This window comes from Hyunsoonleella aestuarii (genome assembly GCF_006148925.1).
GTDB classification, from domain to species: domain Bacteria; phylum Bacteroidota; class Bacteroidia; order Flavobacteriales; family Flavobacteriaceae; genus Algibacter_D; species Algibacter_D aestuarii.
This window is the reverse complement of sequence record NZ_VAWB01000001.1, coordinates 1,329,162-1,350,428: the sequence shown is the minus strand read 5'-3', so window position 1 is coordinate 1,350,428 and position 21,267 is coordinate 1,329,162. Positions and strand designations below refer to the sequence as shown.

Annotated in this window: 16 protein-coding genes; 7 read left to right on the top strand and 9 right to left on the bottom strand. The window is 33.7% G+C overall.

Annotated features, from left to right (window positions below; genetic code table 11):
- The gene (locus FEF17_RS06080) at window positions 1-573 is read left to right on the top strand and encodes a 5-formyltetrahydrofolate cyclo-ligase (RefSeq protein WP_139001454.1); all 573 of its coding nucleotides are present in this window, start codon (window positions 1-3) and stop codon (window positions 571-573) included.
- On the opposite strand, the gene FEF17_RS06075 is transcribed toward FEF17_RS06080, so the two are convergent.
- The 9 genes from FEF17_RS06075 to panC form a co-directional block, all read right to left on the bottom strand.
- The gene (locus tag FEF17_RS06075) at window positions 568-2,109 is read right to left on the bottom strand and encodes a phospholipase D-like domain-containing protein (protein WP_139001453.1); all 1,542 of its coding nucleotides are present in this window, start codon (window positions 2,107-2,109) and stop codon (window positions 568-570) included. The two genes, FEF17_RS06080 and FEF17_RS06075, sit on opposite strands and share 6 nt — an antisense overlap.
- Before the next feature lie 124 nt (window positions 2,110-2,233).
- Window positions 2,234-2,860 carry a lipoprotein signal peptidase gene (locus FEF17_RS06070; RefSeq protein ID WP_139001452.1) on the bottom strand — a complete coding sequence of 209 codons (627 nt, stop codon included), beginning with the start codon at window positions 2,858-2,860 and terminating at the stop codon, window positions 2,234-2,236.
- A 60-nt stretch (window positions 2,861-2,920) separates the two neighbouring features.
- Window positions 2,921-3,295: a TraR/DksA family transcriptional regulator gene (locus FEF17_RS06065; RefSeq protein ID WP_246046793.1), complete on the bottom strand. Its 375-nt coding sequence runs from the start codon at window positions 3,293-3,295 to the stop codon at window positions 2,921-2,923.
- A gap of 4 nt (window positions 3,296-3,299) precedes the next feature.
- On the bottom strand, window positions 3,300-6,704 hold the full coding sequence (gene ileS, locus FEF17_RS06060) for an isoleucine--tRNA ligase (RefSeq protein WP_139001450.1): 3,405 nt from the start codon (window positions 6,702-6,704) through the stop codon (window positions 3,300-3,302).
- 73 nt (window positions 6,705-6,777) lie between these two features.
- Window positions 6,778-8,136: a DNA repair protein RadA gene (gene radA, locus FEF17_RS06055; RefSeq protein ID WP_139001449.1), complete on the bottom strand. Its 1,359-nt coding sequence runs from the start codon at window positions 8,134-8,136 to the stop codon at window positions 6,778-6,780.
- Window positions 8,136-9,287 (bottom strand): alpha/beta hydrolase, encoded by a 1,152-nt coding sequence (locus FEF17_RS06050; protein ID WP_139001448.1) that lies wholly within the window; start codon window positions 9,285-9,287, stop codon window positions 8,136-8,138. The genes radA and FEF17_RS06050 overlap by 1 nt, the downstream gene beginning before the upstream one ends.
- Window positions 9,288-9,374: 87 nt before the next feature.
- Window positions 9,375-10,343 carry a lysylphosphatidylglycerol synthase transmembrane domain-containing protein gene (locus FEF17_RS06045; protein ID WP_139001447.1) on the bottom strand — a complete coding sequence of 323 codons (969 nt, stop codon included), beginning with the start codon at window positions 10,341-10,343 and terminating at the stop codon, window positions 9,375-9,377.
- A 4-nt stretch (window positions 10,344-10,347) separates the two neighbouring features.
- Window positions 10,348-10,698 carry an aspartate 1-decarboxylase gene (panD, locus tag FEF17_RS06040; RefSeq protein WP_139001446.1) on the bottom strand — a complete coding sequence of 117 codons (351 nt, stop codon included), beginning with the start codon at window positions 10,696-10,698 and terminating at the stop codon, window positions 10,348-10,350.
- Window positions 10,699-10,711: 13 nt separating this feature from the next.
- Window positions 10,712-11,563, bottom strand: coding sequence for a pantoate--beta-alanine ligase (panC, locus tag FEF17_RS06035; RefSeq protein WP_139001445.1), 852 nt, complete (start codon window positions 11,561-11,563; stop codon window positions 10,712-10,714).
- A gap of 109 nt (window positions 11,564-11,672) precedes the next feature.
- On the opposite strand from panC, the gene FEF17_RS06030 reads away from it, so the two are divergent.
- From FEF17_RS06030 to FEF17_RS06005, 6 genes are all read left to right on the top strand, one after another.
- Window positions 11,673-12,482, top strand: a complete 810-nt coding sequence (locus FEF17_RS06030) for a glycogen/starch synthase (protein ID WP_139001444.1) — start codon at window positions 11,673-11,675, stop codon at window positions 12,480-12,482.
- 21 nt (window positions 12,483-12,503) lie between these two features.
- Window positions 12,504-14,138, top strand: coding sequence for a BamH family beta-barrel-assembly machinery protein (gene bamH, locus FEF17_RS06025; RefSeq protein WP_139001443.1), 1,635 nt, complete (start codon window positions 12,504-12,506; stop codon window positions 14,136-14,138).
- 12 nt (window positions 14,139-14,150) lie between these two features.
- Window positions 14,151-15,998: a glutamine--fructose-6-phosphate transaminase (isomerizing) gene (gene glmS / locus FEF17_RS06020; RefSeq protein ID WP_139001442.1), complete on the top strand. Its 1,848-nt coding sequence runs from the start codon at window positions 14,151-14,153 to the stop codon at window positions 15,996-15,998.
- Window positions 15,999-16,329: 331 nt separating this feature from the next.
- Window positions 16,330-19,137 carry a TonB-dependent receptor gene (locus FEF17_RS06015; RefSeq protein ID WP_139001441.1) on the top strand — a complete coding sequence of 936 codons (2,808 nt, stop codon included), beginning with the start codon at window positions 16,330-16,332 and terminating at the stop codon, window positions 19,135-19,137.
- A 170-nt stretch (window positions 19,138-19,307) separates the two neighbouring features.
- A complete protein-coding gene (atpD, locus tag FEF17_RS06010) occupies window positions 19,308-20,816 on the top strand; it encodes a F0F1 ATP synthase subunit beta (RefSeq protein WP_139001440.1) in 1,509 nt (502 codons plus the stop codon).
- A 77-nt stretch (window positions 20,817-20,893) separates the two neighbouring features.
- Window positions 20,894-21,172, top strand: coding sequence for a F0F1 ATP synthase subunit delta/epsilon (locus tag FEF17_RS06005; RefSeq protein WP_139001439.1), 279 nt, complete (start codon window positions 20,894-20,896; stop codon window positions 21,170-21,172).
- Window positions 21,173-21,267 lie beyond the last annotated feature (95 nt).

Sequence of the window (21,267 nt, the reverse complement as noted above, 5' to 3'; positions counted from 1 at the left end):
ATGCATAAAAGTGATTTACGAAAAAAATATAAGCTCCTTCGACAAGAACTTTCTGAATGTCAAATAGATGATTTTAGTATTGCCATTGCAAATCATTTACTAAAACTTCCTATATGGAATTACTCTTATTATCACATTTTCCTCGCTATTGAAGAACAAAAAGAAGTAAACACAGATTACATTTTAAATGTTTTATCTGGAAAAGATAAACATATAATCATTTCAAAAAGTAATTTCAAAACGGGTGGAATGATTCATTTTTTGTTAACCGATAGCACAGTTATCAAAAAGAATCATTACAACATCCCAGAACCTATTGATGGTATTGAAATTTCGAATGATAAAATTGATGTTGTTTTTGTACCACTTTTAGCCTATGATAAATTAGGAAATCGGGTAGGTTACGGAAAAGGCTTTTACGATAGATTTTTAAGTAGTTGTAAAGAAGAAACGGTAAAAATTGGATTGTCTTTTTTTGAAGCTGAAGATAAGATTGATGATGTTTTTGATGATGATATTCGTTTAGATTACTGTATTACTCCCGAAGGAGAATTCCATTTTAATAAATTATAAGATATTTTTTGGTATTAATTTGCGAGTCCATGTTTTTATCCTTTTAAAGTTATTAACTTCGGAATCTGGATTATAATCTAAGGTAGTTTCCCATGAGTTTTCAATTTTAAACTCTTCTTCCATTCCCTCTAACACACCTTTAGTAACTTTTTCCGAATTTATTATAACTATACATTCCGTATTTAAATTAGCGCTTCTAGGATCTAAGTTAAACGTTCCAATTACTGTGGTTTTATTGTCTACAACCATCGTTTTTGCATGAAGACCAAAAATAGGTTGATGATTTAATGTTTCCTGTAATTCCCCTGTCATTATCTTCTTTCTTTCTGCGGCATCAGGTCGAAACTCAAAAATTCGAACTCCAGTTTTGAGCAATTCTTCACGATCTGATTGATACCCGCTAAAAGCTTCGATGTTATCGGTAGACGCTAAACTATTCGTAAGTATTCTAACTGAAACTCCTCTATCTACAGCATCTTTAAATAAGGTTCTACTTAATCTTGAAGTAACCAAATAAGGTGTTTGAATCTCAATAGATGTTTCAGCATTCATCACAAGTTCAATTAAAGCATTAGTTGAAAGACCACCACCGTTCAATCCATTTTTACCATCATTTTTACCCGGCACGTCGGAAATGAAAGTTACGTCATCTAACCAAACTAGTTCTCCTGATTCTTTAATTGCTTTAAATGTATTTGGTAGATTTTCTATTCTTGCCCTTACTTGTGGCCAAAAATTATCTGGATTACATGCATACTCATGAAGCTTATTAAAAGCATTTTCCGAATATTCTATTTTAATTTGTTCCTTTAAAAGAGTTGATACTTCAACACTTAAATCGTCTTCCCAATAATCTTTAAAAGACTTATTTACATTTTCAGATTCTTTTCCCAAGAGTAAAACATCTCTATCCCTAAAATTATATTCATGATCGTAGTCAAAATACTCATTCGCAATATTTCGCCCTCCAGTTATTACAACCTTACCATCTACAATAAATGTTTTATTGTGCATTCTCTGATTAGAGTTTCTAAAATCGGTCACAAATTTTTGAATTTTACCGAAAATATTCTTTCCTAAGTTAACTCCTGGATTATAAATTTTAATTGAGATATTCTCATGTGAACTAAAAGTCAATAATTCTTCTACATCAGCATCTACCATAATATCATCAACAATGATTCTGATTTTAACTCCACGATCTGCAGCTCGAATTAAATAATCACAGGCAATAAGACCAACGTTATCAGTTGAGAAAATAAAATATTGAATATCAATTGTCTTTTCAGCATGCTCTGTTAACCATGCGCGCGCTACCATAGAGCCACTTCCATCTTCCAAAACATAAACCCCTGTTTTACTTTCCATCAATTCAGCCATATCCTCTAGTTCTTTAGACAGAGAAGAACTTTTATTAGAATGTATTTTTGAACAGAAATCAGAGGTTTCATCAAGTTTTTTGCTTTCTTGACATGAAGAAAATAACAGTATTATTATTACGATCTTAAATGGTGATATTCTTACATAGGATATCATTTTTTGAATCAATTGATGCATCATAATCCTTGGATATTATCCCTCTAAGTTAGTTAAAGAAAAACTTTTAATTACATCTCACCAATTTAAATAGGCAAAATATTTAATTAAAAATAAATTATTCCTAAGAACCTTTTTTTGGAAAAGCCTTTCTATTAAAAACAATTAGCATTATAAATCCCGTGCTAATTGCCATATCTGCAACATTAAAGACCGGTTCAAAAAACGTAAAATAATCTCCACCATAAAACGGTAACCATTCTGGCAGATAACCTTTAAATAATGGAAAATATAGCATATCCACTACCTTTCCATGTAATAAACTATCATATCCCCCAGTTTCCGGTAAAAAAGATGCTACTTGTCCAAAACTAGTATCAAACCAAATACCATAAAATACCGAATCGATAATATTGCCTAAAGCTCCAGCAAAAATTAAAGTAATTGCTAGAATCAATACTTTTGGACTTTGCTTATTTGTTGTAGTGCATAACCAATAGCCTATTCCGAAAATAGCCACAACCCTAAAAAGGGTTAAAAACACTTTAGCCGAACGGTCTGAAATAAAGGACACAAAATCGCTAATCTTTGTTCCCCATGCCATACCATCGTTCTCAATGAAGTATATTTTAAACCAACTAAATACCTCAACACTATCATGAAGCATAAAATGTGTCTTGATATATATTTTACTAATCTGGTCAATTAGTAATACAAAAACGATAAGTAGAATTGATTTTTTTAAAGACATGTCGAAAATAAAAAACGCCTCAAAAAAAGAGACGTTTCAAATATATAATTTAATATAAGGTTATTGCATGTTTTTTGCTTCAATACTTAGGGTAGCGTGTGGCACCAACTCTAATCTTTTCTTATTAATAAGCTTACCTGTAACACGGCATACACCATAAGTTTTATTTTCTATTCTAATCAAGGCATTTTTTAAATCGCGAATAAACTTTTCTTGTCTAATTGCCAATTGCGAATTAGATTCCTTGCTCATAACGGCGCTTCCTTCATCAAAAGCTTTAAATGTAGGAGACGTATCTTCTGTCCCATTGTTATGATCGTTCATATAGGCACTTTTAATAAGCTCTAAATCGTGCTTAGCCTTTTCTATTTTTTCTTGAATTAATGTTTTAAATTCAGCTAAATCTGCATCAGAATATCTTACACTTTCTCCCATAGTTTTAATGTTTTTGAATAAACAGTTTGGTATTTACATCATCAAAAGCAACATCTATACCTTCGCTTATTTGATCTTTAATTTCTAATTCTTCAGTTAACGTTTCCGCTTTAATATAATCAATATTGGTTTTAACCGCATTAACTATTTGTTCATCTTTTTGAAGTATGACATCAATTCTGTCCGTGACTTCGAAACCAGAATCTTTACGTAAATTTTGAATACGGTTTATTAATTCCCTTGCGATTCCTTCTTTGCGCAACTCTTCGGTTATGGTAACATCTAATGCTACTGTTAAGGAGCCTTCATTTGCTACTAACCAACCTTCAATATCTTGCGATGTTATCTCTACATCTTCAAGCCCTAAAGTAATATTTTTTCCATTAATTACAACATCTAAAACACCCTTTTGCTCTATTTTTTTTATATCCGCAGAAGTTAACCCTTTTATTTTATTGGCAATGAGTTTCATGTCTTTACCAAATCGAGGTCCTAGTGTCTTAAAATTTGGTTTAATTTGCTTTACCAAAATATCTGAAGCATCTTCTAAAAGCTCCACTTCTTTTATATTCACTTCGTGCTTAATTAATCCTGAAACTGCTAAAATTTCTTTCTTTTGTTGTTTACTATCAATCGGAATCATAATTTTCTGCAGTGGTTGTCGCACCTTAATCTTTTCCTTAGCTCTTAACGACAATACCAGAGATGATATTGTCTGTGCACTTTCCATTTTGCGCTCTAAACTTTTATCGACAAAAGATGCATCATAAACAGGAAAATCTGATAAATGTACACTTTCAAAAGCTTCTTTACTCGTAACAGAATTTAAATCTAAATAAAGTCTATCCATAAAGAATGGTGCTATTGGTGCGCCTAACTTCGCAATAGCAGACATGCAAGTATAGAGCGTTTGATAAGCCGAAATTTTATCAACTTGATAATCGCCTTTCCAAAATCTCCTTCTACTTAAACGTACATACCAGTTACTTAAATAATCTTGGGTAAAATCTGATATAGCTCGCGCTGCTCGGGTTGGCTCATAGTCTGCGTAAAACGCATCCACTTTTTGTATTAAGGTATGTAATTCTGAAAGAATCCATCTATCAATTTCTGGTCTTTCGTTTAATGGAATTTCCTTTTCAGAATACGTAAAATTATCAAGATTTGTATACAACTGAAAGAATGAATATGTATTATAAAGTGTTCCAAAGAATTTACGTTTTACTTCTTCAATACCTTCTAAATCGAACTTTAAATTGTCCCAAGGATTCGCATTGCTAATCATATACCAACGTGTAGCATCGGCGCCATAAGTTGACAGAGTTTCAAAAGGATCAGCGGCATTTCCTAGACGCTTAGACATTTTCTGTCCGTTCTTATCCAATACCAATCCATTAGACACTACATTTTTATAGGCAATGGAATCGAAAACCATAGTCCCGATAGCATGAAGTGTATAGAACCATCCACGAGTTTGGTCAACCCCTTCAGCTATAAAATTCGCTGGAAAAGTGGTGCCTTTATCAATTAGGTCATTATTTTCAAACGGATAATGCCATTGCGCGTAAGGCATAGATCCAGAATCGAACCAGACATCTATTAAATCGCTTTCGCGGAACATCTTCTGACCTGATGGAGATACTAAAACAATATCGTCGACAATATTTTTGTGCAAATCAATCTTCGCATAATTTTCTTCTGAATTGTTTCCAACTTCAAAATCTTCAAAAATATCTTTATCTAAAACACCAGCTGAAACAGCTTTTGTCATTTCAGCCTTAAGTTCTTCAACAGAACCAATGCAGATTTCTTCTTTACCATCTTCAGTTCTCCAAATTGGTAATGGGATTCCCCAATAACGTGAACGCGATAAATTCCAATCGTTCGCATTAGCCAACCAATTTCCAAAACGACCAGTTCCTGTAGCTTTAGGTTTCCAATTAATGGTTTCGTTCAATTCGAACATACGATTCTTAACATCAGTTACCTTGATAAACCAAGAGTCTAATGGATAGTATAGTATTGGTTTATCGGTTCTCCAACAGTTTGGATAGCTGTGCTTATATTTTTCAACCTTAAAGGCTTTGTTTTCTTCTTTTAACTTGATAGCAAGCTCTACATCTACAGAGCGTTCTGGAGCTTCTCCCTCGGCGTAATAATCATTCTTTACATATTTACCCGCAAGTTCTGCCATTTCTGGTCTAAACTTGCCTTGCAAATCGACAAGAGGAACTAAGTTGCCGTAGTCATCCTTTACCAACATTGGAGGCACTTCTGGCGTAGCCTGTTTTGCTACCAAAGCATCATCTGCACCAAATGTTGGAGCTGTATGCACGATTCCAGTTCCATCTTCAGTTGTAACGAAATCTCCAGATATAACTCTAAAAGCGTTTTCGGGACTATCGTATGGTAAAGCGTACTTTAATAATTGTTCGTATTTAATCCCCAATAAATCACTTCCCTTACACTCCGCAGTAAATAAAAAAGGAATCTTTTTGTTTTCTTTTGAATATTCCGAAAGTTCAGCAACATCTTCAGTTTGATAATATTTACCATTGAATTGTTTTCCAACTAAATTTTTGGCTAAAATAACATGAATAGGTTCAAATGTATACTGATTATAAGTTGCAACTACAACATAATCAATTTTAGACCCGACAGTTAAGGCTGTATTACTAGGTAAAGTCCAAGGTGTAGTAGTCCAAGCAAGAAAATGTAAATGATCGAATTTTTTAAGAAATTCTGGCAATGTATTTTCCAAAGCTTTAAACTGAGCCACGACCGTAGTATCTGTAACATCTTGATATGTCCCTGGCTGATTTAGCTCATGAGAGCTTAAGCCTGTTCCTGCTTTTGGCGAATAAGGTTGAATGGTGTAACCTTTATAAAGTAAGTTTTTGTTGTAAATCTGTTTTAACAACCACCAAACACTTTCCATATACTTTGGCTCGTAGGTAATATATGGGTCATCCATATCCACCCAATAGCCCATTTTTTCTGTTAGGTCGTTCCACACATCTGTATAACGCATAACTGCTTTTCTACAGGCTGCATTATAATCTTCAACTGAAATGGTTTTACCAATATCTTCTTTTGTAATGCCTAATTCCTTTTCAACTCCAAGTTCAATAGGTAAGCCATGTGTATCCCATCCTGCTTTACGCTTTACTTGATAACCTTTCATGGTTTTGTAACGAGGGAAAATATCTTTAATAGCACGGGCTAAAACATGATGTACTCCTGGAAGTCCATTTGCCGATGGTGGTCCTTCATAAAACACGTACGGTTCGTTACCTTCTCGTGTAGAAACACTTTTCTCAAAGATGTTGTTTTCTTGCCAATATTGTAGTATGTCATTAGCTACATTTGGCAAGTCAAGTCCTTTATATTCAGGAAATTTAGCGCTCATTTACTCTTAAATCTTATAAGTTCGCGAATTTAAGGAATTTTAGGATAAAATGATACGCTCCTTATATGGTAATTTAAACAATAAATTCAACCAAATCCTCAATTTTAGAAATGAGTTGAATTTTAATTGTAGTATCCTTTAACGAAATTGTATTGTACTTAGAAACAAAAATAGTGGAAAAACCTAATTTCTCGGCTTCCAAAATGCGTTGTTCCACTCGTTGAACTGGACGAATTTCACCAGATAAGCCCACCTCAGCAGCAAAGCAAAAATCGCTCTGCAAAGCTTCATCTTCATTTGATGATAAAATGGCTGCTACTACTGCTAAATCAATAGCAGGATCGTCAACAGTAATACCTCCTGTAATGTTTAAAAAAACATCCTTTGCACCTAGTTTGAAACCTGCTCGCTTTTCCAAAACCGCTAAAAGCATATTAAGCCGTTTAGCATTAAACCCCGTAGCACTTCGCTGTGGTGTACCATAAACTGCTGTACTTACCAATGCTTGAACTTCAATCATCAAGGGTCGCATGCCTTCTAAGGTTGCTGCAATAGCATTGCCAGAGAGTTCTTCGTCTTTTTTAGAAATTAGAATCTCTGATGGATTTGAGACTTCTCTGAGTCCCGATCCTTGCATTTCATAAATTCCCAATTCATTTGTAGAGCCAAATCGGTTTTTATGAGCTCTTAAAATTCTGAATACATGATTTCTATCACCCTCAAACTGAAGTACTGTATCAACCATGTGTTCTAAAATCTTAGGTCCGGCAATATTGCCATCTTTGGTAATATGACCAATTAATAATACTGGTGTTGCTGTTTCTTTGGCAAATTTTATAAGCTCGGTAGTACATTCTTTTATTTGTGAAATACTTCCTGAAGATGATTCAATATAATCGCTATGCAATGTTTGAATAGAATCTATAATTACAATATCTGGTTCTAATGCCTCAATCTGTTTGAAAATATTTTGAGTTTTAGTCTCAGTAAGAATAAAACAATTGTTGTTTTCCGGGTTAATGCGCTCTGCTCGCATTTTAATTTGTTTCTGACTTTCCTCACCAGAAACATACAAGGTTTTGTATGGTAATTTTAAAGCTATTTGCAGCAATAATGTACTCTTACCAATTCCTGGCTCACCTCCTAAAAGCGTTAACGACCCAGGAACAATACCGCCGCCTAGAACACGATTAAACTCTGTGTCTTGTGTGTTTAAACGTGGTTCTTTAGAGGTGTCAATCTCATTTATCCTTAAAGGAACAGAGGCTCGTTTTACTGTTGAAGTTGGCGACTTCCAATCGCTCTTTTCTGGTTTTTGAATAACCTCTTCTACTATCGTATTCCACGCTTTACAAGCCGTACATTGGCCTTGCCATTTGGCATATTGATTACCACAACTCTGACAAAAAAAAGAGGTTTTTACTTTAGCCATTAATACCCGAAATCTTCCTTAATTAAATCTGCTTTTTCAAGCATTAAGTCCTTTGTTAAACCAGCAATCTCATCTAAAATATAAGCAGACTGATACGTTCTCATAGCTTTTTTAGGCTCTCCCGTTTCTTCATAAAAACGTGCTAAATAATAATTGCCTAACAATGTTTTAGGGTATTGCTTTCTGGCCATTTTACCAAGCTCTTCGTAATATTGAAAGTCTTCATTTTTTTCGATAGCAGCGGCAATCGCTTTAAAATCATTTATTAAAACTTGTTTGTCTATAGCAAACAAATCGTAGATAGTTTGATATTTCTCTTGCAAATAGGTTACTGGAGAATCTTCTAATTTTAAGATTGACTCTTTATACTCCTTCTTTGAAATTGGTTGAAACACATAAAAAATATTTTCAATAGCTTTTGGAATGGCATGAGCTGGAACCGAATAATGAGATGGTCCATCAAAATTATTATAGTTATAAAGTACGTTTTTATTATCAACTGTTTTGATACTTGTATCTAAAGCCTCTGTCATTTTTCTAATTGACTTAGAATCGTTACTTGTAATTGCCAAATAATAAAAGGTTTTAGTTTCTAATTTAGTTAATCGTTCTGGGATATAATCTAACATATTAGGCGCCAATTCCGGGCTTATAACTACATAAGCTTGAAATAGTGGCTGAGGCTTCAGCATATAATAATTAATAAAGTTAGCTGTTTCACCATGCCCAACGGCAACTCGAAAATTAACCGTCCGATAGGTGTTTTCAATATATGGAATGAGTTCCATCCCAATAAATTCAAAAAACGCTGCGCCTTTTTCAATTGGCAGCGAATTTTGTTCGGAATACATGCAATCATCATAGCGTTTATCAAGCTGATTTACCCCAACAACAATGGCCTCTGGCATATCTTCCCAATAAGAATAATAATCTACATTTCCAGCAATAGCTTCGAACATGTAATCCCCATCTAAAGCCAAAACTATAGGATAACTTTTATCCTCATTGCTATTATAACCTCTAGGTAATTGTATCTTAATTTCTCTTGTTTCTCCTAGTTTTAAAGATTCAATAGTTTCGTATTTAACCTGAGCCAAAGCAACATTCAAAATACAAAACAAGACAAAAAGGAAGCTAATTGATTTTTTCATTTTATGATGATTTGAGATTTAATAATGGCAAGGTAATAAATTCACCTAGAGATAAAAAGCAAAGCTTTGAAACCTTATTAAATGGTTTTAAACTTTTCTAGGCTGTTTATTTCTATTGTAAATTGGCAAGTATATTAATGATAGACCTCCAAGAATAATTATCATAAGTGTTTGTGACGCCCACATAATCCAACCGAAAGCACGACTTGGGTCTTCTGGAATATTAAATAATAAAAATGCTAAAACAATGGCCTCTGGATAAGAACCAATGCCTCCATTTGTAGCAGCTATACTAAAACTCGCTGCTATGAAACCTATTAAAATAGCTGTAAAGGGTATGTTTTGGATCTCGTCTAATGAAAACGAGGTTACATAAAACATAAGTACATACATCCCCCAGATAAACAAAGTATGAAAGATGAATGCCCATTTCTTCTTCATCTTAAAAATGCTTAAAGCTCCCTCAATTAAACCATTTACAAAATTTTTTATTCTTAGAGCGATTTTAGACTTACTACTTTTTATAAACAACGCAAAGAATAGCAGGATAAAAACTAAACCAAATAACCCTATTATAATTTTGGTTGGATTAAACTTTTCAACTAGAAACCCATAAATAAAATCGAATTGTAGAAAAAGCGTAACGCTAATAATACCAATCATGACAATCATGTCGGCTATTCTTTCTGCAACTATTGTCCCGAAACCTTTTTCAAAAGGAACATCTTCATAATTTGTAAGAATGGAAGCTCTAGCTACCTCTCCTGCTCTTGGAATTGTATAGTTTATGAGATAAGTAGCAAATACAGCCATAACACTATTTGCTATTCTAATCTTATAACCCATTGGCTCTAACTGAAATTGCCACCGATAGGCTCTAGAAAGATGACTTAACAGGCCTAAGAACATACCCAAAATAATCCAGGTATAGTCTGCTTTTTTCACATACCCTAGTAATTCATCAATAGAAATTTGAGACAAAGAATACCAGACTAAAAAAACTCCCAATAGCAATGGGAGTGAAATTTTTAGTATTCTTTTAATATTTAGTTTCAAAAATCTACTTTAATAAATTAGTTGCTTCATCTGGAAACACCAAGGATGGCTTGAATGCTTTTGCTATTTCAATATCCATAAAAGCATACGTTATAAGAATAAGTGTGTCTCCAACAGAAACTTTTCTTGCTGCTGCTCCATTAAGGGTAATTTCCCCACTGTTTCTGGGACCAGGAATACAATACGTTTCAAGGCGTTCTCCATTGTCGTTATTAACAATTTGAACTTTCTCACCTTGTATAATGTTTGCGGCTTCCATTAAATCTTCATCGATAGTAATACTACCAATGTAATTTAGCTCTGCTCCTGTACATTTGACTCTATGAATCTTTGATTTTACTACTTGAATTTGCATGTGGCAAAGATAATTAATTTAGTGCGATATTATCAATTAGCCTTATGTCGTCTGCATACACGGCAATAAAGGCTCTAACTAATCTTTTTTTTGACTTTCTTTTAATTGGCTTGAGGGTTTTAATATCTGCTATGATAAAATATTCTAATTTTAATAGATTATGATTAGCAAATTGTTTTTCAACCCATTCCGAAACTTTATTAGCACTTTTTGTGCCAAATTTAACTTTGGCAGCTATTAAAGTTTTATAGATAAAAGGTGCTGCTTTGGCATACTCTGGCTTAAGTCTTGTATTACGAGAACTCATAGCTAAACCATTAACTTCACGATGTATTTTACAACCTGTTACCATAACTGGAATTTGATATTTTTCAACTAATTTTTTTACGATTTGTAATTGTTGAAAATCTTTCTCTCCAAAATAAGCATTATCCGGATTTACAATTTCAAATAGTCGTTTTACAATAGTACCAACACCATTAAAATGCCCATTGCGAAATTTACCTTCCATTTCAAACTCTAAACCATCGAACTCAAAGATTTCGGAATCAACATCCCCTTCATAAATATCTGTAACAGTTGGCGCATACACATCAATTCTATCATTGCTGATTGTTTGAAGTAATGCAACATCAGATTCCAAAGTCCTTGGATATTTTTTTAAATCTTCTTTATTATCAAATTGAGTAGGGTTTACAAATATGCTTACAATAACTCTATCATTATTCACAAGACCCTCACTAACCAAAGCTAAATGACCTTCGTGCAATGCTCCCATTGTAGGGACCAATCCTACAGTAAAACCTTTCAGTTTTAAAGAATTTACAAGGTTACTTATTTGATTTTTATTTGAGTAAACTTCCACTTTTTAATAAAAAATTAACGCGTGCAAACTTAAGATTTTACAACCAATCTGCATAAATTTTTGTACTTTTGCGTGTTTTTTATTTTGAATCTTCAAAAGCAAACTATATATGAAAGATAAGAGGATATTATATGTATCATCTGAAGTAGTACCTTATTTACCTGAAACCGAAATTTCTTCAATGTCGTTTGAGGCACCTAGATTAGTAAATCAGCAAGGTGGTCAGATAAGAATATTTATGCCGAGATATGGAAATATTAATGAAAGAAGGCATCAATTACATGAAGTTATTAGACTTTCTGGAATAAACCTTGTAATAAATGACTTGGATATGCCGCTCATTATTAAGGTCGCTTCTATTCCTAAGGAGCGAATTCAGGTTTATTTTATAGATAATGACGAATATTTTAAGCGTAAAGCTACCTTAACAGATGAAAATGGCGTATTATTTTCGGATAATGATGAACGTGCTATCTTTTTTGCTAAAGGAGTAATTGAAACGGTTAAAAAACTTAATTGGTCTCCAGATATTATTCATGTGCATGGATGGTTGGCGTCTTTATTACCCCTTTACTTAAAAGAATACTATAAAGATGAACCTTTATTTAATGAAAGTAAAATAGTAACCTCTATATACAATCAAAGTTTTAATGATACGTTAAACAAAGACATGTTTAACAAAATTAAATTTGATAATATTAACGAAGAAGCTTTTAAATCTCTAGAAGAACCTACCTATAACAACCTAATGAAGATTGCAATCGATTATTCTGATGCTTTAATTGTTGGTTCAGAGGATATTCCAGAAAACCTAGACAATTATATAAAAAACTCTGAAAAACCTATTTTAGATTACAAAAGTAAAGATGAATTTGGTCCAGCTTACACAGAATTTTTCACTTCTGAAGTTTTAAGTTAGTCAATTCATTAATTAAGACATATGAAGAAGATATTCAAAGCCCTCAAATTCATTGGTGCTGGTGCATTTTTAGTTTTAACATTTATAGCTTGCGACAAAGAATTTAATTCGATAGACAGTGATGTTCTTGGAAAAGAAAACTCGAACTTTAGTACCAATAAATTTGATATAACACCTTTAGCTTATAATAAGAAATTAGAAAATGTTCAAGTTAATGGACTAAACTCAAATCTTTTAGGTTTTTATGAAGACCCAATTTACGGAACCACAACGGCTAGTATTGTAACACAATTAACGCCATTATCTTTCGACCCCGATTTTGGTGTTAATCCAGTAATAGACTCTGTAATAATGAGAATCCCCTATTTTAGTACGCCAATAGGTACTGACGAAAATAACGGTACAGAATATAGACTGGATTCATTATATGGTAATGTAGAGGCGCCTATTAAACTTTCAATATATCAAAGTGATTATCTATTGAGAGATTTTAATCCAACAGGTGAGCCTAACTCCCCTCAAAACTACTTTTCGAAGGCGGACAGAGATCTAACAAACCCAACCCATAATTTTGTGTTCAGCAATAATACAAGTGTAGATTTTGATCAACAAATAATAGGTAGTCCCTTATTTGAAAAGCTTGATTTTAAACCTAGCGCTCTAGCCACAATTACAAAAACGGGAACAGGTGATGATGAAGCTGTAACAGAATCTACGCCTTCCTTTAGAGAAAAATTAGATAACAATTTTTGGAAAACCTTAATAATTGATAAAGAAGATGATCCTGTTTTAAGTAACGCCAATAACTTTAGGAATTACTTTAGAGGTTTATATATTAAAGCAGAGCCAGCATCTATTGATGGCAGTATGATTTTAGTAAATTTAGCCTCAACAGAAGCGAATATTACTATTTATTATACCAATGGAGAAACTGATAGTAGAACTCAGACTTCCTTCGTTCTCAACTTTACAGGAAACAGATTAAATACGTTTATAAACGATTTTAGCTTTAACGGAATACCTCTAACTGATGGAGATGATAATCAAGGAGATAATAAATTGCTCTTAAAAGGCACAGCTGCAGGTTCTATGACCATAATTGATTTGTTTGCAAATGAAGATTTCCAAGCTTTGAAAGATGAGTTTACTGATGGAGATAACGCCTTAAAACTTATTAATGAAGCACGTTTAACTATTTTTGAAGACCACGAAAGCATAAATTCAGATAGCCAAATCCATAAGTATGATAGACTTTATGTTTATGATTTAAATAATAATACTAGCACAATCGATTACGCTTTTGACCCAACTGAAAACACTGCTTCACCTATAAATTCAAAAGTCGTTCACCTGGGTCTGAGAGACACAATTAATGTGAATGGGGTTGAAAGAATGGGTTATAAAATTCGAATAACTGAACATATTAAGAACATTTTGTTAAGGGATTCTTTAAATACCAAGCTTGGTTTAGTAGTCTCAAATAATGTGAACTACATAGCTAACGCTAACATTTTAAATATTACTGATGATGTTGAAGGTATTCCTGCTGCAACTATTATAACTCCAAGAGGTACAGTTTTATGGGGCAGTAACGATAACATTGAGACAGATTTACAGATGAAGTTAGAAATATTCTATACCGAACCTAATAACTAGAAATATTACGTTATGTGTGGCATTGTTGGATACCTAGGAAATAGAGAAGCTTATCCCATCATCATAGAAGGGTTGAAGCGTTTGGAGTATCGAGGTTATGACAGTGCTGGAGTAGCCATATACGATGGAAGTAGCCTAAAAGTATCAAAAACCAAAGGGAAAGTTGCCGATTTAGAACAACGTGTTGAATCTGAAATAAGTTCAAATGGTAACTTAGGTATTGGTCATACAAGATGGGCCACTCATGGTGTTCCAAATGACATTAATTCACATCCACATACATCAAATTCTGGAAATCTGGTAATTATTCATAATGGTATCATTGAAAATTATGAATCCTTAAAGAAAGAATTAATTTCTAGAGGCTATACTTTTGAATCGGATACAGATACCGAAGTTTTGGTTAATCTTATTGAAGATGTAAAACTTAAAGAACAAGTAAAACTAGGTAAAGCAGTTCAAATTGCTTTAAATCAGGTTATCGGCGCCTATGCTATTGCCGTTTTTGATAAAACACAATCAGATGAGATTGTAATTGCTCGTTTAGGTAGTCCATTAGCCATAGGGGTTGGAGAAAATGAATTTTTTATAGCTAGTGACGCTTCTCCTTTTCTTGAATACACCAAAAATGCTATTTATTTAGAAGATGAAGAGATGGCAATTATTCGACTTAATAAGGATGTTAAAATAAGAAAAATTAAAGATGATTCTTTGGTTGACCCCTATATTCAAGAACTGCAAATTAGTCTGGAGCAAATTGAAAAAGGTGGGTACGAACACTTCATGCTTAAAGAAATTTACGAACAACCTAAAGCTATTACTGATACTTATCGTGGTCGTTTAAATCGTCAACAAGGAATTGTGAAAATGTCTGGAGTAGAAGACAACCTAAAAAAGTTCCTTAATGCTAATCGCATAATAATTGTTGCCTGCGGCACATCATGGCATGCCGGTTTAGTTGCTGAATATATTTTTGAAGATTTAGCGAGAATCCCTGTAGAAGTAGAATATGCTTCAGAATTTAGATATAGAAACCCTGTTATAAGTGAAAAAGATGTTGTCATAGCCATTTCACAATCTGGTGAAACGGCAGATACTCTTGCCGCTATTAAGCTTGCGAAATCGAAAGGGGCATTTGTTTTTGGCGTTTGTAATGTTGTTGGATCTTCAATTGCCAGAGAAACACATGCCGGAGCCTATACACATGCTGGCCCAGAAATAGGAGTGGCATCAACAAAAGCATTTACAACTCAAATAACTGTTTTAACATTGATAGCCTTACGTTTAGCAAAGGCCAAGGGCACCATTTCAGATTCAAAATTTAGACAACATTTGTTGGAATTAGAAATGGTTCCAAGGAAGGTTGAGGAAGCCTTAAAATCTGATACCCATATTCGAATGATTTCAGACATCTATAAAAATGTTCGTAATTTCTTGTATTTAGGTCGAGGCTATAATTTCCCAGTGGCGTTGGAAGGCGCTTTAAAACTTAAGGAAATATCTTATATCCACGCAGAAGGTTACCCTGCAGCCGAAATGAAACATGGTCCAATAGCTCTTATAGACGAGAATATGCCAATAGTTGTTATTGCTACAAAGAAAGGACATTATGAAAAGGTGGTTAGTAATATTCAAGAAATAAAATCTAGAAAGGGTAAAATTATTGGTGTTGTAACCAAAGGAGATACCCAGGTAAAAGAATTAGCAGATCATGTAATAGAAGTTCCTGAAACTTTAGAATCTTTATCACCGCTATTAACAACTATTCCACTCCAATTGTTGTCATATCACATAGCTGTATTACTTGATAAGAACGTAGATCAACCAAGAAATTTAGCAAAATCTGTGACTGTTGAATAAAGCGCGTGTCTAAATCGTAATTGACTCTTAAATCATCAAAGTCTTAATTGTTTACAGTAGCATAGTAGCTACTTAACTATCGCTTAGTTATATATCCTAATTTATCTTGAGAAGACATTGTCGGATAATTCTTGACCTAAGACTCTTTAATTTTGTGACATGATATTTTTCGATTTTGACAAAAAAACAAATTAAAAATGCGGAATTAACAAAAAATACAGTTGTTTTTTGTTAAAATATACTATGCACGCATAACTTTTTATTGATTTTTTTCAATTGTGTAGTATATTATATATATATTGCTCAAACATTTTAACATAACTAATTTCTAATGAAGACAATTCTCCCAATTTTAATGTTTTTCTTTTGCGGACTTACATTTGCCCAAACAACTATTACTGGTTCCGTTAAAGATGATAGTGGTCAACCTATTCCTGGAGCCAATATCATTGTTGTAGGAACAAGTACAGGTACAGTTACAGATTTTGATGGTAATTTCTCGCTTACCTATAGCCAAAACCCACCATTTTCTATTCAGGCAAGTAGTGTTGGTTTTGAATCTTCTACTGCTGAAGTCATATCTAACAACCAAGTTGTAGGTATGACGCTTAATGAAGGTACATCCTTAGATGAAATTGTAATTTCAGCTTCAAGAACCCCAGAAAGTGTTCGAGAATCTCCTGTTACAATTGAAAGATTTGATACAAAGGATATTCGTCTTGCTACTTCACCCGATTTCTACTCAAGTTTAGAAAATTTGAAGGGCGTAGATGTTAATAAAGGAAGTTTAACTTTTAACGCAGTAAATACACGTGGTTTTGCAACTTTTGCAAATACACGATTTGTTCAGATGGTAGATGGAATGGATAATTCCTTGCCAGGGTTAAATTTTGCTTTAGGAAATATATTAGGACTTAGTGAGCTTGATATAAATAGTGTAGAAATACTACCTGGAGCATCGTCGGCACTTTATGGAGCTAATGCATTCAATGGTATTCTTTTTATGACAAGTAAAGACCCTTTTAAACATAAAGGTATAAGCGCATACGTTAAAACAGGATTAACAGTACAAGATGAAGCTGGTGATAATCAATTCCATGATTTTGGCTTTAGAGCTGCTCATGCCTTCAGTGATAAATTTGCAGCAAAAGCTTCCTTTTCTTACTTAAGAGGTACAGACTGGTTTGCATCAGACGACAGCCAATACAATTTAGGACCGGTAGGTACAGCCGATACAATCGATCCTTTTAGGTCTAGTCCTGCTCATGATGGTTTAAACATTTATGGCGATGAAGTGAGTCTAGGAGTTTTAGGCCTAAACCTAAATCAAGTTGCTCAACAATTGGAAGCCGGAGGTAGATTACCACCCGGAGCAAGTGCGTTAGTCCCAGCAGTTAATGTTGCCAGAACAGGATATAGAGAATCTGATCTAACCGATTATAAAGCTGAAAGTTTAAAAGCTTATTTTACTTTACATTACAAACCTTTTGGAGACAATACAGAGGTGCTTTGGAGTTCTAAATTTGGAACCGGATCTTCAATTTATCAAGGTTCCAATAGATATGCCATTAGAGATTTTGCATTACAACAACATAAATTAGAGTTTAGAGGAGATAATTTCTTTTTAAGAGGTTATACAACCATCGAAAATGCTGGAAACTCCTACGACATGCGTTTTACAGGACTCAACATGAATAGGGTTGGTGCCACTGAATGGTTTGGTGCGTATGCTGGAGCATACGCCCTAGGTGCTGGACAAATTTTAGCTGGTGGCGGAAACCCTAGCGATCCAGCTACCCAAACTCAAATACATGCAGGAGCAAGAGTCTTTGCTGATGATTTATTTACACCACAACCAGGCACTCCTGAATTTAATGCTCTTTTTAATAAAGTTACAAATGATCCTGATGTTACTACTGGATCTAAACTTGTGGATGAATCGAAAATGAATGTAGTAGATGGAAATTATAATTTTAAAGACTTATTAAATAATGCTTTAGATTTACAATTAGGAATACAATACAGACAATATTCATTGAACTCAGGTGGAAGTATATTTACAGATTATGATGGCTCTATCGATTATAATGAATATGGTGCTTATTTACAAGGCATTAAAAAACTAATGGACGATAGGTTAAAAGTAACCGCTTCGATTCGCTATGATAAAAATGAGTTTTTTGATGCAAGTTATTCACCACGACTTTCTTTTGTTTATGCAGCAGGAGAAAACAGAGATCATAACTTCAGAGCTTCTTTTCAAACAGGATTTAGAAATCCAGATACCCAAGCCTTATTTATAGGATTTGATGTTTCCAGAGCCATATTAGTTGGTGCGGCTCCAGACAATTTAGATAGAAGACTACCTAATACCAATTTGACAGGTAGAGATGCTTACTTCAATTCTTATACTTTAAATTCTGTACAAGCTTTTGCAGCAAGTGGTGGAACAACACCTTTAGAAGCTGTTCAAGGAACTGGAATAACACCTCTAATTGAACAAGAAAAAGTAACTGCATTTGATATTGGTTATAGAGGTAAAGTTGGATTCTTAACCGTTGATTTCAATGCTTATTATAATTCTTATGATAATTTTGCGGCTCAAAAGTTTGTGGTTACTCCTAAAACAGGCTCTGTTTCTGATGCATCAGGAGTTGGAGACGTAGCAACTGGAAATGTTCAAATTTTCAATGTGTACACAAATTCCTCAGCAGACGTTAGCTCCTATGGTGGTGTTATTGGGTTATCAACAAAGATTGCTAAAGATTTTGACTTTGGACTAAATTATACTTATGCTAAACTAGATTTTGACCAAGCGTCGGATCCAGATTTTAGCGCAGGATTTAACACTCCTGAGCATAAGGTAAAAGTATCACTTGGTAATTCTAACTTATTTAAAGATTTTGGATTTAATATCAATGCACGTTGGAGTGATGAATATTTCTGGCAAGCAACAATAGCAAACACCATGATACCTTCAAGAACAGTTGTTGATGCTCAAATTAACTATTCTGTACCTTCAATAAAGTCTACTTTCAAAATTGGAGGAACAAATTTAGGAGGAAAAGAATATCAAAGTGCTGTTGGATCGCCATTTATAGGTTCACAATATTTTGTGTCATGGACAATAAATAATTAATTTATTTTAAACATATAATACTTAATAAACACCTTCAGTTTGAAGGTGTTTATTTATTATAAAAAAGCTTGAGAAACAACTTTTATTTTAAATTAAAAAATATATCTTTGCAGCGCGAAAACAGAACGTGTTTTCAGTCAATTAATTAGCATAACAAAAACATATAAGTAATGGCTAAAGTTACAGGTAAAGTTGCACAAATTGTAGGTCCAGTTATCGATGTTGAATTCGCTGCCGGCTCTGAGCTTCCAAAAATTTACGATTCGTTAGAAATAAAAAGACCAGATGGTTCATTATTAGTTTTAGAGGTACAATCTCACATTGGTGAAGATACAGTTCGAACTATTGCAATGGACTCTTCAGATGGTTTAAGTAGAGGAACTGAAGTTTCTGCAACTGGTGCTCCTATTCAAATGCCAATTGGTGATGATGTTTATGGACGTTTATTTAATGTAATTGGAGATGCTATAGATGGACTTGGTGATTTACCTAAAGCTGGTAAAGCAGGTTTACCAATTCACCGTCAAGCGCCTAAATTTGAAGATTTATCAACTTCTACAGAGGTCTTATTTACAGGTATTAAAGTAATCGATTTAATTGAGCCTTATGCAAAAGGTGGTAAAATTGGTTTATTTGGTGGTGCTGGTGTTGGTAAAACAGTATTGATTCAAGAATTGATTAATAATATAGCAAAAGGTCACGGTGGTTTATCAGTATTCGCTGGTGTAGGAGAAAGAACACGTGAAGGAAATGACCTTTTAAGAGAGATGTTAGAATCTGGAATTATCCGTTATGGTGATGATTTTATGCACTCGATGGAAGAAGGTGGATGGGATTTATCTAAAGTGGATAAATCTAAAATGAAAGAATCTAAAGCTACTTTCGTATTTGGACAAATGAATGAGCCTCCAGGAGCACGTGCGCGTGTTGCGTTATCTGGATTAACAATAGCAGAATATTTCCGTGATGGTGCTGGAGATGGACAAGGAAAAGATGTACTTTTCTTCGTAGATAACATTTTCCGTTTTACACAAGCTGGATCAGAGGTGTCTGCATTACTTGGTCGTATGCCTTCTGCGGTAGGTTACCAACCAACTTTGGCGACAGAAATGGGTGCTATGCAAGAGCGTATTACATCAACTAAAAAAGGCTCTATTACTTCTGTACAAGCGGTTTACGTGCCTGCAGATGATTTAACTGACCCTGCTCCTGCCACAACATTTGCTCACTTAGATGCAACAACAGTATTATCTCGTAAAATTGCTGAATTGGGTATTTACCCTGCAGTAGACCCATTAGATTCTACATCAAGAATATTAACAGCTGATATTTTAGGTGCAGACCATTATGATTGCGCACAGAGAGTAAAAGAGTTATTACAACGTTATAAAGAACTGCAAGATATTATCGCTATTCTTGGTATGGAAGAATTATCGGAAGAAGATAAATTAGCTGTAGGACGCGCACGACGTGTACAACGTTTCTTGTCTCAACCATTCCACGTTGCTGAGCAATTTACAGGTATCCCAGGTGTATTGGTTGATATTAAAGAAACAATAAAAGGTTTTAACATGATTATGGATGGTGAATTAGATCACTTACCAGAAGCTGCATTTAACCTTAAAGGAACTATAGAAGAAGCTATTGAGGCTGGAGATAAAATGTTAGCTGAAGCCTAATTAAGTTAAGAGTTTAGAATTTAGAGTTCAGAATTTTGACTCATAACTTCTAACTCGTAACTCATAACTAAAGAGATATGTATTTAGAGATTGTATCACCAGAAGCCACTTTATTTAGCGGAGAAGTAACATCTGTTGCTGTCCCTGGGGTAAATGGTGAGTTTGAAATGTTAAAGGATCACGCACCTATTGTATCTTTATTAAAAGATGGATTTGTTAAAATTTCTGGTAATATTGAACTAGATGAAGAAGTTCAAGATAAATTCACTAAAGGGGATAAAAACACAACTTTATTAAAAATAAATTCGGGGACTGTAGAAATGAAAGACAATAAGCTTATTGTTCTTGCTGATTAAAATATAGTTAATACTTAGATGTATCTTAAATAAAAAAGCTTTCTTAAATTAAGAAAGCTTTTTTATTTATATTATTTCAAACTAAAATTCGTTAT

Excerpts from the sequence above, each read along its gene's own strand:
- FEF17_RS06075 (WP_139001453.1), bottom strand. The coding sequence starts at position 2,109 with ATGATATCCTATGTAAGAATATCACCATTTAAGATCGTAATAATAATA.
- FEF17_RS06070 (WP_139001452.1), bottom strand. The coding sequence starts at position 2,860 with ATGTCTTTAAAAAAATCAATTCTACTTATCGTTTTTGTATTACTAATT.
- FEF17_RS06065 (WP_246046793.1), bottom strand. The coding sequence starts at position 3,295 with ATGGGAGAAAGTGTAAGATATTCTGATGCAGATTTAGCTGAATTTAAA.
- FEF17_RS06015 (WP_139001441.1), top strand. The coding sequence starts at position 16,330 with ATGAAGACAATTCTCCCAATTTTAATGTTTTTCTTTTGCGGACTTACA.
- panD (WP_139001446.1), bottom strand. The coding sequence starts at position 10,698 with ATGCAAATTCAAGTAGTAAAATCAAAGATTCATAGAGTCAAATGTACA.
- FEF17_RS06030 (WP_139001444.1), top strand. The coding sequence starts at position 11,673 with ATGAAAGATAAGAGGATATTATATGTATCATCTGAAGTAGTACCTTAT.
- ileS (WP_139001450.1), bottom strand. The coding sequence starts at position 6,704 with ATGAGCGCTAAATTTCCTGAATATAAAGGACTTGACTTGCCAAATGTA.
- atpD (WP_139001440.1), top strand. The coding sequence starts at position 19,308 with ATGGCTAAAGTTACAGGTAAAGTTGCACAAATTGTAGGTCCAGTTATC.
- FEF17_RS06050 (WP_139001448.1), bottom strand. The coding sequence starts at position 9,287 with ATGAAAAAATCAATTAGCTTCCTTTTTGTCTTGTTTTGTATTTTGAAT.
- FEF17_RS06005 (WP_139001439.1), top strand. The coding sequence starts at position 20,894 with ATGTATTTAGAGATTGTATCACCAGAAGCCACTTTATTTAGCGGAGAA.
- radA (WP_139001449.1), bottom strand. The coding sequence starts at position 8,136 with ATGGCTAAAGTAAAAACCTCTTTTTTTTGTCAGAGTTGTGGTAATCAA.
- glmS (WP_139001442.1), top strand. The coding sequence starts at position 14,151 with ATGTGTGGCATTGTTGGATACCTAGGAAATAGAGAAGCTTATCCCATC.
- bamH (WP_139001443.1), top strand. The coding sequence starts at position 12,504 with ATGAAGAAGATATTCAAAGCCCTCAAATTCATTGGTGCTGGTGCATTT.
- FEF17_RS06080 (WP_139001454.1), top strand. The coding sequence starts at position 1 with ATGCATAAAAGTGATTTACGAAAAAAATATAAGCTCCTTCGACAAGAA.